This is a genomic window from Streptomyces laurentii (assembly GCF_040635425.1).
Taxonomy (GTDB): Bacteria; Actinomycetota; Actinomycetes; order Streptomycetales; family Streptomycetaceae; genus Streptomyces; species Streptomyces laurentii.
Window position 1 is genome coordinate 22,131 of sequence record NZ_JBEYHT010000076.1, and the last position, 13,104, is coordinate 35,234.

Below are 13,104 nucleotides of genomic sequence, written 5' to 3' on the forward strand. Positions count from 1 at the left end.
AACTCGATCACACGTACACCCGCATGCTATCCGGGACCGCCGACGGCCCGGCCGGTTATCCCCATACCTTCCGGCCCCTTCGGCACCCGCGAACCCCAGGGCCTCCGGCCCTTACGACCAGCGGCCGGTGCGGCCGAGGACGAGCGCGGCGGCCGCCGTACCCGCCGTGGAGGTGCGCAGGACGCTCGGCCCGAGCCGGTACGGCCGGGCGCCCGCCGCCTCGAACAGCGCCAGTTCCTCCGGCGACACGCCCCCTTCGGGCCCGACGACCAGCACGATCGTTCCCTCGCGCGGCAGTTCGGCGGTCGCGAGCGCGCCGCTCGGGTGGTCGCGGTCCTCGTGCAGCACGGCGGCGAAGTCGGCGGTCGCGAGCAGCGCGGCGACCTGCTTGGACGTCATCAGATCGGCGACCTCGGGGAACCGGGTGCGGCGCGACTGCTTGCCGGCCTCGCGGGCGGTGGTGCGCCACTTGCCGAGGGCCTTCTGCCCGCGGTCGCCCTTCCACTGGGTGATGCAGCGGGACGCGGCCCACGGCACGATCGCGTCCACGCCGGTCTCGGTCATGGTCTCGACGGCCAGTTCGCCGCGGTCGCCCTTGGGCAGGGCCTGGACGACGGTGATCGAGGGCGCGGGCATGGGGTCCTCGTGCGGCGCGGAGGTCTCCACGGTCAGCCGGTCCTTGCCCTCCACGGCCCGCACCACGCCGTCGAGCCAGCGGCCCCGGCCGTCGGTCAGGACGACGTCCTCGCCCGGCTGGAGCCGCTTCACGGACACGGCGTGCCGGCCCTCGGGCCCGTCCAGGACGTACAGCCGGGTGTCGGGAAGGGTGTCGACGACGAAGACGGGTGCGGTCACGAGGTGCTCCTGGGACTGACGGGGCTGGTGGTGCCGTAGAGGGCGGTGTGGAGTTCTTCGGCGAGGACCTCGACCAGTCGCCCGGCCGGCAGCTCCCGGGCCAGCCGGTGGCCCTGCCCGGCCCACAGCGCCATGCCCTGCGGGTCCCCGGCGGTCGCGGCGGCCCGGCGCAGCGGGGCGGTGAGGTGGTGGACCTCGGGGTACGCGGCGGGGGCGTACGGTCCGTGCTCGCGCATGAACCGGTTCACCAGGCCGCGGGCCGGACGCCCGGAGAAGGCCCGGGTCAGCTCGGTACGGGTGAACAGGCCGGTGAGGTCCGGATCGGTCAGGGCCCGCTTGTGCAGCGGGTGCGCGCCGGACTCGGGGCAGACGAGGAACGCGGTGCCGAGCTGCGCCGCGTCGGCGCCCGCCGCGAGGACGGCGGCGATCTGCCGGCCGCGCATGATCCCGCCGGCGGCGACGATCGGCAGCCGGACCTGCTCCCGTACCTCGGTGACCAGCGGCAGCAGTCCGCTGCCGCTGCCCGCGGACGGGCCGTCGGCGGGGTCGTCGCGGTGGGTGCCCTGGTGCCCGCCCGCCTCGGTGCCCTGCACGCAGACGGCGGCGGCCCCGGCCCGTTCGGCCGTCCGGGCCTCCTCGGCGGAGGTGACGGTGACGATCGTGTACGTGCCGGCCCGGGCGAACGCGTCGAGCACGTCACGGTCGGGGCAGCCGAAGGTGAAGGAGACGACCGGCACCGGGTCGTCGAGGAGGATCGCCAGCTTGGCGTCGTACGCGTCGTCCCGGCCCTGCTCGGGATCGCCCAGCTCCGTCCCGTACCAGCCGGCCTCGCCCGCCAGCTGGTGCCGGTAGACCTCGACGGCGGCCGGGTCGGCCGGCTGGTCGACGGGCGGCATGAACAGGTTGACCCCGAAGGGCCGCGCGGTCTGCCCGCGGACCTGCTTGATCTCCTGGTAGAGCCCGCCGGCGGTCTTGTACCCGCCGGCCAGGAACCCGAGCGCGCCCGCCCCGCACACGGCGCCGACGAGATCGGGGCAGGAGCCGCCACCGGCCATGGGGGCCTGCACGATCGGATACCGGGAGAGATCGTTCAGAGCGGTGGACATGCGGGCATCGTTTCATGCCGCCGCGAGGCCGCCGAATCAACGGGCGAGACCGGGCGGATACGCCGGAGGGGCGGCCCGCACCCTGTGCGGACCGCCCCTCGGACGTGGAACCACGGACTCGGCGCCCCGTGAAGGGCATCCGGCCTACCGCCCGTTGAAGGCATCCTTCAGGCGCGAGAAGAGGCCCTGCTGCCCGGGCTGGAACTGCCCCGTGGGCCGCTCCTCGCCGCGCAGCTCGGACAGTTCGCGCAGCAGTCGCTCCTGCTCGGCGTCGAGCTTCGTCGGGGTCTGGACCTCGACGTGCACGATCAGGTCGCCGCGGCCGTTGCCGCGCAGGTGCGTGACACCGCGGCCGTGCAGCGGGATCGACTGGCCGGACTGGGTGCCCGGCCGGATGTCGACGTCCTCGACTCCGTCGAGCGTCGTCAGTGGCACCTTGGTGCCGAGCGCGCCCGCCGTCATCGGGATGGTCACCGTGCAGTGCAGGTCGTCGCCGCGCCGCTGGAAGACCTCGTGCGGAAGCTCGTGGATCTCGACGTACAGGTCGCCGGCGGGGCCGCCGCCGGGGCCGACCTCGCCCTCGCCCGCGAGCTGGATGCGGGTGCCGTTGTCGACACCGGCGGGGATCTTGACCGTGAGGGTACGGCGCGAGCGGACCCGGCCGTCGCCCGCGCACTCGGGGCACGGGGTCGGGACGACGGTGCCGAAGCCCTGGCACTGCGGGCACGGGCGCGAGGTCATGACCTGGCCCAGGAAGGACCGGGTGACCTGGGAGACCTCGCCGCGGCCGCGGCACATGTCACAGGTCTGCGCCGAGGTGCCGGGCGCGGCACCCTCGCCGGAGCACGTGGTGCAGACGACGGCCGTGTCGACCTGGATGTCCTTCGTGGTGCCGAAGGTCGCCTCGTCGAGGGTGATCTCCAGGCGGATCATCGCGTCCTGGCCGCGCCGGGTGCGCGAGCGCGGGCCGCGCTGGGACGCCGTACCGAAGAAGGCGTCCATGATGTCCGAGAAGTTCCCGAAGCCGCCCGCGCCGAAGCCGCCGGCCCCGCCACCGCCGCCGGAGGCGGACAGGGGGTCGCCGCCGAGGTCGTAGACCTGCTTCTTCTGCGGGTCGGAGAGCACCTCGTAAGCGGCGTTGATCTCCTTGAACCGCTCCTGGGTCTTCGGGTCCGGGTTCACGTCCGGGTGGAGCTCACGGGCAAGACGGCGGAAAGCCTTCTTGATCTCGTCCTGTGAAGCGTCGCGGCGCACGCCGAGTACGGCGTAGTAGTCCGTGGCCACTTACGACTCCGCCAGGATCTGTCCGACGTAACGTGCCACTGCGCGTACCGCTCCCATCGTTCCGGGGTAGTCCATGCGGGTCGGTCCGACCACGCCGAGTTTGGCGACTGCCTCGCCGCCCGAACCGTAGCCGACCGAGACGACGGATGTGGACGTGAGGCCCTCATGGACGTTCTCATGCCCGATCCGTACGGTCATGCCCGATTCCTTGGCCTCGCCGAGCAGCTTGAGGAGCACGACCTGCTCCTCGAGAGCTTCCAGGACGGGCCTGATCGTCAGGGGGAAGTCGTGCCCGAAGCGGGTCAGATTGGCGGTACCGCCGATCATGAGCCGTTCCTCGCGCTGTTCGACGAGGGTTTCGAGCAGGGTGGCGAGCACGGTGGAGACCGTGCCACGGTCCTCCACGTCCTCGAAGGACTCCGGGAGATCCTGCACCAGCTGCGGCACGTCCGCGAAACGGCGGCCGACGACCTGGCTGTTGAGCCGGGCCCGCAGATCGGCGAGAGGCGTCTCGCCGAACGGCGCCGGAAGGTCGACGACGCGCTGCTCGACCCGGCCGGTGTCGGTGATGAGTACGAGCATCAGCCGGGCGGGCGCCAGCGAGAGCAGCTCCACATGCCGCACCGTCGAACGGGTCAGCGAGGGGTACTGCACGACGGCGACCTGCCGGGTCAGCTGCGCGAGCAGCCGGACCGTGCGGGCGACGACGTCGTCGAGGTCGACGGCGCTGTCGAGGAAGCTGTGGATCGCCCGCCGCTCGGGGGTCGAGAGCGGCTTGACGCCGGCCAGACGGTCGACGAAGAGGCGATAGCCCTTGTCCGTGGGGATGCGGCCGGCACTGGTGTGAGGCTGGGCGATGTAGCCCTCGTCCTCCAGGACCGCCATGTCGTTGCGCACGGTGGCGGGCGACACGCCGAGCTTGTGGCGCTCGGTCAGCGCCTTGGAGCCGACCGGCTCCTCCGTGCCGACGTAGTCCTGGACGATCGCGCGCAGCACTTCGAGTCTGCGTTCGCTGAGCATCGCGCGCACCTCCAGCTGTCGTTCCGGTTCCGCTTGCTCCGCTTTTGGCACTCGCCCTGTTCGAGTGCCAGGAATCCACCCGCAAGTGTAAGGCGGCGGACATCGCTCCTGGCAAGGAGGCGGGCTGGGCGCCCTTCGAACGGTTAGCGTCCCGCCATGGACATGGACTGGGAATCGTGCGGCTGGGAACGGCTCGGCGAGGGGGTCGGACGGCGCCGGCTGCCGGGCTGGGACGCCACGGTGGGCCTGGTGACGGGACGAAACGGGGTACTGCTCTACGACACGGGCTCGACCCTCGCCGAGGGGGCCGAACTGCGGGCGCGGGTGACCTCGCTCACGGGCGGGCGGAGCGTGACGCATGTCGCACTCGGCCACCCACACTTCGACCACGTGTTCGGCACCGCGGCGTTCCCAGAAGCCGAGGTCCACGGAGCCGCGGGCCTCGCCGAACTGCTCCGGCGGGAAGCGGACGATCTACGGTCGGACGCCGTACGCCACGGGGTGGACCCGGAGGCCGCGACCGCCGCGGCGACGTCGCTGATCGCCCCCGGACACGAGGTCTCCGGCGAACTCACCCTCGACCTGGGCGGCCGGCCCGTCGTACTGGCGAACGTGGGGCCCGGCCACACCCGCCACGACCTGGCCGTCCTCGTGCCCGGCACTCCGCCTGTGCTCTTCTGCGGCGACCTGGTCGAGGAGTCCGGCGAACCGCAGGCGGGCCCGGACGCGGTCCCCGCCGAGTGGCCGGCCGCCATGGACCGGCTGCTGGCGCTGGGCGGCGAGGACGCGCTGTACGTGCCGGGGCACGGGGCGGTGGTGGACGCCGGGTTCGTACGACGCCAGCGCGAGGAACTGGCACGGCGCGCCTCGGTGTCGTAGCGTCGCCGAAATGCGCAGCTACAACCCCGATCTGACGCCCCCTTGGAAGCGTTCGGCACCCGTGCCGGAGGTCCCGGCGGACCGTGATCTGGTCGTCGAGGAGGTCGGAACGGGTTTCTGCGGGGCGGTGATCCGCTGCGAGGCGGGCACGGTGACCCTGGAGGACCGTTTCGGCAAGCACCGGGTCTTCCCGATGGAGCCGCGCGGCTTCCTCATCGACGGCCGTCCGGTCACCCTGGTCCGCCCCGCCGGGCCCGCGCCGGCCCGCCCCACCCGCACGGCGTCCGGCTCGGTCGCGGTCCCGGGCGCGCGGGCCCGGGTCGCGCGGGCGGGCCGCATCTACGTCGAGGGCCGCCACGACGCCGAACTGGTCGAACGGGTGTGGGGCGACGACCTGCGGATCGAGGGCGTCGTCGTGGAGTACCTGGAGGGCGTCGACGACCTCCCGAGCATCGTCGCCGACTTCGCCCCGGCCCCGGACGCCCGCCTCGGCGTCCTGGTCGACCACCTGGTCCCGGGCTCGAAGGAGTCCCGCATCGCGGCCCAGGTCTCCTCCCTGGACGTCCTGGTCGTCGGCCACCCGTACATCGACGTCTGGGAGGCCGTGAAGCCGTCCTCGGTGGGCATCCCCGCCTGGCCCACGGTCCCTCGCGGCCAGGACTGGAAGACGGGCGTCTGCCACGCCCTGAACTGGCCCCCGAACACGGGCGCGGCCTGGCAGCACATCCTCTCCCGGGTCCACTCCTACAAGGACCTGGAACCGGCGTTGCTGGGCCGCGTGGAGGAACTGATCGACTTCGTCACGGCCCCCTAGCCCCCACTTTCTCTGCCCCGCCCTCCCCCTCCCCGGCCCTCGCGCCACCCACCACAAACCAGCGCACCGCCCCGGACCTGCGCCCCACTCCCCCAGCGCGCCCGCACCACCGCACCCCGCACCGCAGCGCGCAGCGCCCCGCGCCCCCCGTCAGTCCACCAGGTCCCGCACCACCGCGTCCGCCAGCAACCGCCCCCGCAGCGTCAGCACCGCCCGCCCCGCCTCGTACGCCTCCCGCTCCAGCAGCCCGTCCCCGAGCGCCCGCTCGGCGGCTCCGCGCCCGGCCGGCTTGAGCAGGTCCAGTTCGACGCCTTCGCGCAGCCGCAGTTCCAGGAGCACCCGCTCGACCCGCCGGTCCTCGTCGGTGAGGATTTCCCGCCCGGCACCGGGCGACCGTCCTTCTCCGAGGGCCGCCGCGTACGCGCCGGGGTGTTTCACGTTCCACCAGCGGACGCCGCCGACGTGGCTGTGGGCGCCGGGCCCGGCGCCCCACCAGTCGGCGCCGCGCCAGTACAGCTCGTTGTGGAGGCAGCGGCCGGCGTCGGTGGTGGCCCAGTTGGACACCTCGTACCACTGGTAGCCGGCCTGTGCGAGGACGTCGTCGGCGATGAGGTACCGGTCGGCGTGGACGTCGTCGTCGGTCATGGGTATCTCGCCGCGCCGGATGCGCCGGGCGAGCTGGGTGCCTTCTTCGACGATGAGGGCGTAGGCGCTGATGTGGTCGGGTCCGGCGCCGATGGCCGCGTCGAGGGAGGCCCGCCAGTCGTCGTCGGTTTCGCCGGGGGTGCCGTAGATGAGGTCGAGGTTGACGTGGTCGAAGCCGGCGGCGCGGGCTTCGGCGACGCAGGCTTCGGGGCGGCCGGGGGTGTGGCTGCGGTCGAGGATCTTGAGGACGTGCTGCCGGGCGCTCTGCATGCCGAAGGAGATGCGGTTGAAGCCGCCGGCCCGCAGTTCGGCGAGGTAGGCCGGGTCGACGGATTCCGGGTTGGCCTCGGTGGTGACTTCGGCGTCGTCGGCGAGTCCGAATTCGTCGCGGATCGCGGCGAGCATCCGGACGAGGTCGGCGGCGGGCAGCAGGGTGGGCGTGCCGCCGCCGACGAAGACGGTCCGGACGGGGCGCGGGTCGTCGCCGAGGGTCTTGCGGGCGAGCCGTATCTCCTCGGTGACCTGGCCCGCGTAGTTCTCGCGGGAGGCGAGCACGCCGCCCGCACCGCGCAGTTCGCTCGCGGTGTAGGTGTTGAAGTCGCAGTAGCCGCAGCGGGTGGCGCAGTACGGCACGTGCAGATAGAAGCCGAGCGGTCGCTCCCCCGCACCGTCCAGGGCGTGCGCGGGAAGCGCTCCGTCCTCGGGCATGGGGTCACCATCGGGCAGTACGGAAGGCATGCCGCCATTGTCCCGTACTGCCCGTGGCGCGCTCCAGCCCTGTGGATAACTTCACGTCGGAGCCGAAGCCCGCAGGTAACACCGCGGGCCGTACCTCAGGTCACGCCTCCCGCGCGCCCGCGTACATGTCCTCGATCAGGTGCTGGTAGGTCCGCTCGACGACCGGCCGCTTCATCTTGAGGCTCGGGGTCAGCTCGCCGTGCTCGACGTCGAGGTCGCGCGGCAGCAGCCGGAACTTCTTGATCGTCTGCCAGCGCTGCAGGCCCTCGTTGAGGCGGGTGACGTAACCCTCGATGAGCTTCTCGGTCTGCGGGGCGGCGACGACCTCCGCGTATGTCTTGCCGCCGAGGCCGTGCTCGGCGGCCCAGCCGAGGAGGGAGGGCTCGTCGAGGGCGATGAGCGCGGTGCAGTAGTTCCGGTCCGCGCCGAGGACGACCATGTTGGAGACGAACGGGCAGACGGCCTTGAACTGGCCCTCGACCTCGGTGGGCGCGATGTACTTGCCGCCGGAGGTCTTGAACAGGTCCTTCTTGCGGTCGGTGATCCGCAGGTAGCCGTCGTTGGACAGTTCGCCGATGTCGCCGGTGTGGAACCAGCCGTCCGGCTCCAGGACCTCGGCGGTCTTGTCCGGCAGGCCGTGGTAGCCCTCCATGATGCCGGGGCTGCGCAGCAGGATCTCGCCGTCGTCGGCGATGCGGACCTCGGTGCCGGGCAGCGGCTTGCCGACGGTGCCGGTGCGGTAGGCCTCGCCGGGGTTGACGAAGGACGCGGCGGAGGACTCGGTGAGGCCGTAGCCCTCCAGGATGTGGATGCCGGCGCCGGAGAAGAAGTAGCCGATCTCGGGGGCGAGGGCGACGGAGCCGGAGACGGCGGCGCGCAGCCGGCCGCCGAAGGCCTCGCGCAGCTTCGAGTAGACGAGCGCGTCGGCGACCTTGTGCTTGGCGGTGAGGCCGAAGGGCGCGGTGGCGGAACCGGTGCGGCGGAAGTTGTCCTGGGTGACCTTGGCGTATTCGCGGGCGACGCCGGCCGCCCACTGGAAGATCTTGTACTTGGCCCCGCCGCCTTCGCGGGCCTTGGCGGCGACGCCGTTGTAGACCTTCTCGAAGATGCGCGGGACGGCGGCCATGTAGGTGGGCTGTACGACCGGCAGGTTGACGATGATCTTGTCGATACGGCCGTCGACGGCGGTGACGTGCCCGATCTCGATCTGCCCGGAGGTCAGGACCTTGCCGAAGACGTGGGCCAGCGGCAGCCACAGGTACTGGATGTCCTCGCTGGTCAGCAGGCCGGTGGCGGCGATGGCCTTGGCCATGTACGACCAGCTGTCGTGGCGCAGGCGGACGCCCTTGGGGCGGCCGGTGGTGCCCGAGGTGTAGATGAGGGTGGCGAGCTGGTCGGAGGTGAGGGCGGCGACCCGCTCCTTGACGATCTCCGGGTGACGCTCCAGATAGGCCGTGCCGCGCGCCTCCAGGTCGGCGAGGGTCAGCACCCAGTCGTCGGAGGTGTCGGCGCCCTCGGGGTCGATGACGACGACGTGGTGGAGCTGGGGCAGATCGGCGCGGCGTTCGACGGCCTTGGCGAGCTGCTCGGCGTTCTCCGCGATGAGGACGCGGGAGTCGGAGTCGGAGAGGATGAACGCCGACTCCTCGGCGTTGGTCTGCGGGTAGACGGTGGTGACGGCGGCACCGGCGCACATGACGCCGAGGTCGGCGAGGATCCACTCGACCCGGGTGGCGGAGGCGAGGGCGACCCGCTCCTCGGGCGCGACCCCGAGGTCGATGAGACCGGCGGCGATGGCGTGGACACGGGTGGCGGCCTCGGCCCAGCTGAGCGACTTCCAGTCGTCGGGGCCCTGGCCGGAGGCGGCGGGGACCGGGTAGCGGTAGGCCTCCGCATCCGGGGTCCGCTCGACGCGCTCCAGGAAGAGCGCCGCCACGGACGGCGGCCGGTTCTCGATCAGGGTCTGTGTGTCGCTCACGACGTCCTCCGGGCGGCGGCGGTGCGGTCAGGCGGGGCGCTGCGGGCAGGGGGACGCGCGCAGCGCGGGCGGCAGCGCGGGCAGGCGCTGCGTAACTAACTCACGAGTAACCTTCGAGCGGCTTCAGGGTAGAGGCCCGGGGACGGGTGCGTAAGGGCTTGCTTATAACGAACGGGTCTGCGCACCGGCGGTGCGCAGACCCGTTCGTGGCGGAGCGAGGGTTACTTCTTCGGCTTGGCGGCCGAGGAGTCGTCGCTCGACAGGACGGCGATGAAGGCCTCCTGCGGGACCTCCACGGAGCCGACCATCTTCATCCGCTTCTTGCCTTCCTTCTGCTTCTCCAGCAGCTTCCGCTTACGGGAGATGTCGCCGCCGTAGCACTTGGCGAGGACGTCCTTGCGGATGGCGCGGATGGTCTCGCGGGCGATGACCCGGGCGCCGATCGCGGCCTGGACGGGCACCTCGAAGCTCTGCCGCGGGATGAGCTCCTTGAGCTTGGCGACGAGCCGGACGCCGTACGCGTACGCCTGGTCCTTGTGCGTGATCGCCGAGAAGGCGTCCACCTTGTCGCCGTGCAGCAGGATGTCGACCTTGACCAGGGAGCTGCTCTGCTCGCCGGTGGGCTCGTAGTCGAGCGAGGCGTAGCCGCGGGTCTTGGACTTCAGCTGGTCGAAGAAGTCGAAGACGATCTCGGCCAGCGGCAGGGTGTAGCGGATCTCGACCCGGTCCTCGGAGAGGTAGTCCATGCCGAGCATGGTGCCGCGCCGGGTCTGGCACAGCTCCATGATCGAGCCGATGAACTCGGAGGGGGCGAGGATCGTGGCGCGCACGACCGGCTCGTACACCTCGTCGATCTTGCCCTCGGGGAACTCGCTCGGGTTGGTGACCGTGTGCTCGCCGCCGTCCTCCATGACCACGCGGTAGACCACGTTGGGGGCGGTGGCGATGAGGTCCAGGCCGAACTCGCGCTCCAGCCGCTCGCGGATCACGTCGAGGTGGAGCAGGCCGAGGAAGCCGACGCGGAAGCCGAAGCCGAGCGCGGCGGAGGTCTCCGGCTCGTACACCAGGGCGGCGTCGTTGAGCTGGAGCTTGTCGAGGGCCTCGCGCAGCTCGGGGTAGTCCGAGCCGTCCAGCGGATACAGACCGGAGAAGACCATCGGCTTCGGGTCCTTGTAACCGCCCAGGGCCTCTTCGGCGCCCTTGCTCTGGGAGGTGATCGTGTCACCGACCTTGGACTGGCGGACGTCCTTCACACCGGTGATCAGGTAGCCCACCTCGCCGACGCCGAGGCCGTCGGCCGGCAGCATCTCGGGCGAGTTGGTGCCGATCTCGAGGAGCTCGTGGGTGGCGCCGGTCGACATCATCCTGATGCGCTCGCGCTTGTTGAGCTGGCCGTCGACGACACGGACGTACGTGACGACACCGCGGTACGAGTCGTACACCGAGTCGAAGATCATCGCGCGGGCCGGGGCGTCGGCGACGCCGACGGGGGCCGGGACGTCGCGGACGACGCGGTCGAGCAGCGCGTCGACGCCCATGCCGGTCTTCGCGGAGACCTTGAGGACGTCCTCCGGCTGGCAGCCGATGAGGTTGGCCAGCTCCTCGGCGAACTTCTCCGGCTGGGCGGCCGGCAGGTCGATCTTGTTGAGGACCGGAACGATGGTGAGGTCGTTCTCCATGGCCAGGTAGAGGTTGGCCAGGGTCTGCGCCTCGATGCCCTGGGCGGCGTCCACCAGCAGGACCGTGCCCTCGCAGGCGGCGAGCGAACGCGACACCTCGTAGGTGAAGTCGACGTGCCCGGGGGTGTCGATCATGTTCAGGATGTGCGTCCGACCCTCGCCCGGCCCCTCGGTGGGGGCCCAGGGCAGCCGGACCGCCTGGGACTTGATCGTGATGCCGCGCTCACGCTCGATGTCCATCCGGTCGAGATACTGGGCACGCATCTGCCGCTGGTCGACCACACCGGTCAGCTGGAGCATCCGGTCGGCGAGCGTGGACTTGCCGTGGTCGATGTGCGCGATGATGCAGAAGTTGCGGATCAGAGCCGGGTCGGTACGGCTCGGCTCGGGCACGTTGGTAGGAGTCGCGGGCACGCAGGGTTCTCGTCTCGGGCGGTGTTCGGAACGGGTACGTAGGCTCCATCGTCCCATGGCCGCGGGGCTGCGGCCGGTTTGGGCGGTGTGGGGGGCGGCTGATACCGTGGACAGCTGTGTCTCGTGTGCCCTCTCAGCTCCGAGGCGCATCCTCAAGAAACATCGAACCTGTAAAGGCTCTTTCGTGGCGAACATCAAGTCCCAGATCAAGCGGAACAAGACCAACGAGAAGGCGCGCCTGCGCAACAAGGCCGTCAAGTCGTCGCTCAAGACCGCGATCCGCAAGGCCCGTGAGGCTGTCGCCGCCGGCGACCTCGAGAAGGCCACCGTTGCCGCTCGTGCCGCTTCGCGTCAGCTCGACAAGGCTGTCTCGAAGGGTGTCATCCACAAGAACTCCGCCGCCAACAAGAAGTCGGCGCTGGCCTCCAAGGTTGCCACCCTCCAGGGCTGAGCTCTGATGTGACCGGCCGCACGGGACCCAGCGGGCCCTCTCTCCCGCTCCCGGACGGCCACCCCGGCCGCGTACGCGAGACGCGTTCGCCACGCGTGTACGGGCCACCCCAAGCGTGACACCACAGGCCCCGTCCCCCTCCTTCCCCAGGAGGGTGACGGGGCCTGTGGTGTATCCGCGGATGTCCGTACGGGCCCGGGGCCCTGGCCAGACCCCGCGAGCCGGGGTCTGGAGGTGCCGGGGCCCGGAGGTCAGGAGCGGCGCATACGGGCGGCGCGGGCGATGGCGACCACGGCCTTCTCCAGGGCGTACTCGGGATCGTCGCCGCCGCCCTTCACCCCCGCGTCGGCCTCCGCGACCGCGCGCAGGGCGACGGAGACGCCGTCCGGGGTCCAGCCGCGCATCTGCTGGCGGACCCGGTCGATCTTCCACGGGGGCATGCCCAGCTCGCGCGCGAGGTCGGCGGGACGGCCGCCGCGCGCCGAGGACAGCTTGCCGATGGCGCGGACGCCCTGGGCGAGCGCGCTGGTGATCAGGACGGGGGCGACGCCGGTCGACAGCGACCAGCGCAGGGCTTCCAGGGCCTCGGCGGCGCGGCCCTCGACGGCCCGGTCGGCGACCGTGAACGACGACGCCTCGGCGCGGCCGGTGTAGTAGCGCGCGACGACCGCCTCGTCGATGGTGCCGTCGACATCGGAGGTCAGCTGCGCCGCGGCGGAGGCCAGCTCCCGCAGGTCGCTGCCGATCGCGTCGACGAGCGCCTGGCACGCCTCGGGCGTGGCCGAGCGGCCGAGGGACCGGAACTCCTGCCGGACGAACGCCAGCCGCTCCGCCGGCTTCGTCGTCTTCGGGCAGGCCACCTCGCGGGCACCCGCCTTGCGGGCCGCCTCCAGGAGCGCCTTGCCCTTGACGCCGCCGGGGTGCAGCACCACGAGGGTGATCTCCTCGGCCGGCGCGTCGAGATACGCCTTGATCTCCTTGATCGTGTCGGCCGGCAGGTCCTGCGCGTTCCGCATGATCAGAACCTTGCGCTCGGCGAACAGCGAGGGGCTGGTCAGCTCCGCGAGCGCGCCGGGCTGGAGCTGCTCGGGGGCGAGGTCGAAGGGTGGCGTTCGGTGGGCCGCGGGCGCGGCGAGGTGCTGGTGGTCTTCGACGACGCGGCCGGCGTACGCCACCGGGTTCCGGCCCTTCAGCTGCTTCGAGATCCGGTCGGCGGCCTTGCGCTGCCCGGCCCGGTCGAC

Annotated in this window: 11 protein-coding genes; 3 read left to right on the forward strand and 8 right to left on the reverse strand. The window is 71.7% G+C overall.

The window, feature by feature from the left end; genetic code table 11:
- Positions 1-111 precede the first annotated feature (111 nt).
- The 4 genes from ABZ693_RS31870 to hrcA all read right to left on the reverse strand — a co-directional run bounded on the left by ABZ693_RS31870 (position 112) and on the right by hrcA (position 4,265).
- Positions 112-855: a 16S rRNA (uracil(1498)-N(3))-methyltransferase gene (locus ABZ693_RS31870; protein WP_359884625.1), complete on the reverse strand. Its 744-nt coding sequence runs from the start codon at positions 853-855 to the stop codon at positions 112-114.
- A complete protein-coding gene (locus tag ABZ693_RS31875; RefSeq protein WP_359884627.1) occupies positions 852-1,961 on the reverse strand; it encodes a nitronate monooxygenase in 1,110 nt (369 codons plus the stop codon). The genes ABZ693_RS31870 and ABZ693_RS31875 overlap by 4 nt, the downstream gene beginning before the upstream one ends.
- Before the next feature lie 144 nt (positions 1,962-2,105).
- Positions 2,106-3,245, reverse strand: coding sequence for a molecular chaperone DnaJ (dnaJ, locus tag ABZ693_RS31880; protein ID WP_359884630.1), 1,140 nt, complete (start codon positions 3,243-3,245; stop codon positions 2,106-2,108).
- On the reverse strand, positions 3,246-4,265 hold the full coding sequence (hrcA, locus tag ABZ693_RS31885; protein ID WP_359884632.1) for a heat-inducible transcriptional repressor HrcA: 1,020 nt from the start codon (positions 4,263-4,265) through the stop codon (positions 3,246-3,248).
- Positions 4,266-4,421: 156 nt separating this feature from the next.
- Here hrcA and ABZ693_RS31890 point away from each other — a divergent pair, with 156 nt between their 5' ends.
- Together ABZ693_RS31890 and ABZ693_RS31895 are read left to right on the forward strand one after the other, a co-directional pair.
- Positions 4,422-5,144 (forward strand): MBL fold metallo-hydrolase, encoded by a 723-nt coding sequence (locus ABZ693_RS31890; RefSeq protein WP_359884635.1) that lies wholly within the window; start codon positions 4,422-4,424, stop codon positions 5,142-5,144.
- 10 nt (positions 5,145-5,154) lie between these two features.
- A complete protein-coding gene (locus ABZ693_RS31895; RefSeq protein ID WP_359884637.1) occupies positions 5,155-5,958 on the forward strand; it encodes a DUF3097 domain-containing protein in 804 nt (267 codons plus the stop codon).
- Between the two features lie 150 nt (positions 5,959-6,108).
- On the opposite strand, the gene hemW is transcribed toward ABZ693_RS31895, so the two are convergent.
- The 3 genes from hemW to lepA all read right to left on the reverse strand — a co-directional run bounded on the left by hemW (position 6,109) and on the right by lepA (position 11,412).
- Positions 6,109-7,341, reverse strand: a complete 1,233-nt coding sequence (gene hemW / locus ABZ693_RS31900) for a radical SAM family heme chaperone HemW (RefSeq protein ID WP_359884640.1) — start codon at positions 7,339-7,341, stop codon at positions 6,109-6,111.
- Positions 7,342-7,441: 100 nt separating this feature from the next.
- Positions 7,442-9,319 carry an AMP-dependent synthetase/ligase gene (locus tag ABZ693_RS31905; protein WP_359884643.1) on the reverse strand — a complete coding sequence of 626 codons (1,878 nt, stop codon included), beginning with the start codon at positions 9,317-9,319 and terminating at the stop codon, positions 7,442-7,444.
- A 221-nt stretch (positions 9,320-9,540) separates the two neighbouring features.
- A complete protein-coding gene (lepA, locus tag ABZ693_RS31910; protein WP_359884645.1) occupies positions 9,541-11,412 on the reverse strand; it encodes a translation elongation factor 4 in 1,872 nt (623 codons plus the stop codon).
- A gap of 184 nt (positions 11,413-11,596) precedes the next feature.
- Here lepA and rpsT point away from each other — a divergent pair, with 184 nt between their 5' ends.
- Positions 11,597-11,863, forward strand: a complete 267-nt coding sequence (gene rpsT / locus ABZ693_RS31915) for a 30S ribosomal protein S20 (RefSeq protein WP_359884647.1) — start codon at positions 11,597-11,599, stop codon at positions 11,861-11,863.
- 251 nt (positions 11,864-12,114) lie between these two features.
- Here rpsT and holA read toward each other — a convergent pair whose 3' ends face one another.
- Positions 12,115-13,056: a DNA polymerase III subunit delta gene (gene holA / locus ABZ693_RS31920; protein ID WP_435842606.1), complete on the reverse strand. Its 942-nt coding sequence runs from the start codon at positions 13,054-13,056 to the stop codon at positions 12,115-12,117.
- Positions 13,057-13,104 lie beyond the last annotated feature (48 nt).

Excerpts from the sequence above, each read along its gene's own strand:
- ABZ693_RS31890 (WP_359884635.1), top strand. The coding sequence starts at position 4,422 with ATGGACATGGACTGGGAATCGTGCGGCTGGGAACGGCTCGGCGAGGGG.
- ABZ693_RS31895 (WP_359884637.1), top strand. The coding sequence starts at position 5,155 with ATGCGCAGCTACAACCCCGATCTGACGCCCCCTTGGAAGCGTTCGGCA.
- hrcA (WP_359884632.1), bottom strand. The coding sequence starts at position 4,265 with ATGCTCAGCGAACGCAGACTCGAAGTGCTGCGCGCGATCGTCCAGGAC.
- ABZ693_RS31875 (WP_359884627.1), bottom strand. The coding sequence starts at position 1,961 with ATGTCCACCGCTCTGAACGATCTCTCCCGGTATCCGATCGTGCAGGCC.
- hemW (WP_359884640.1), bottom strand. The coding sequence starts at position 7,341 with ATGCCTTCCGTACTGCCCGATGGTGACCCCATGCCCGAGGACGGAGCG.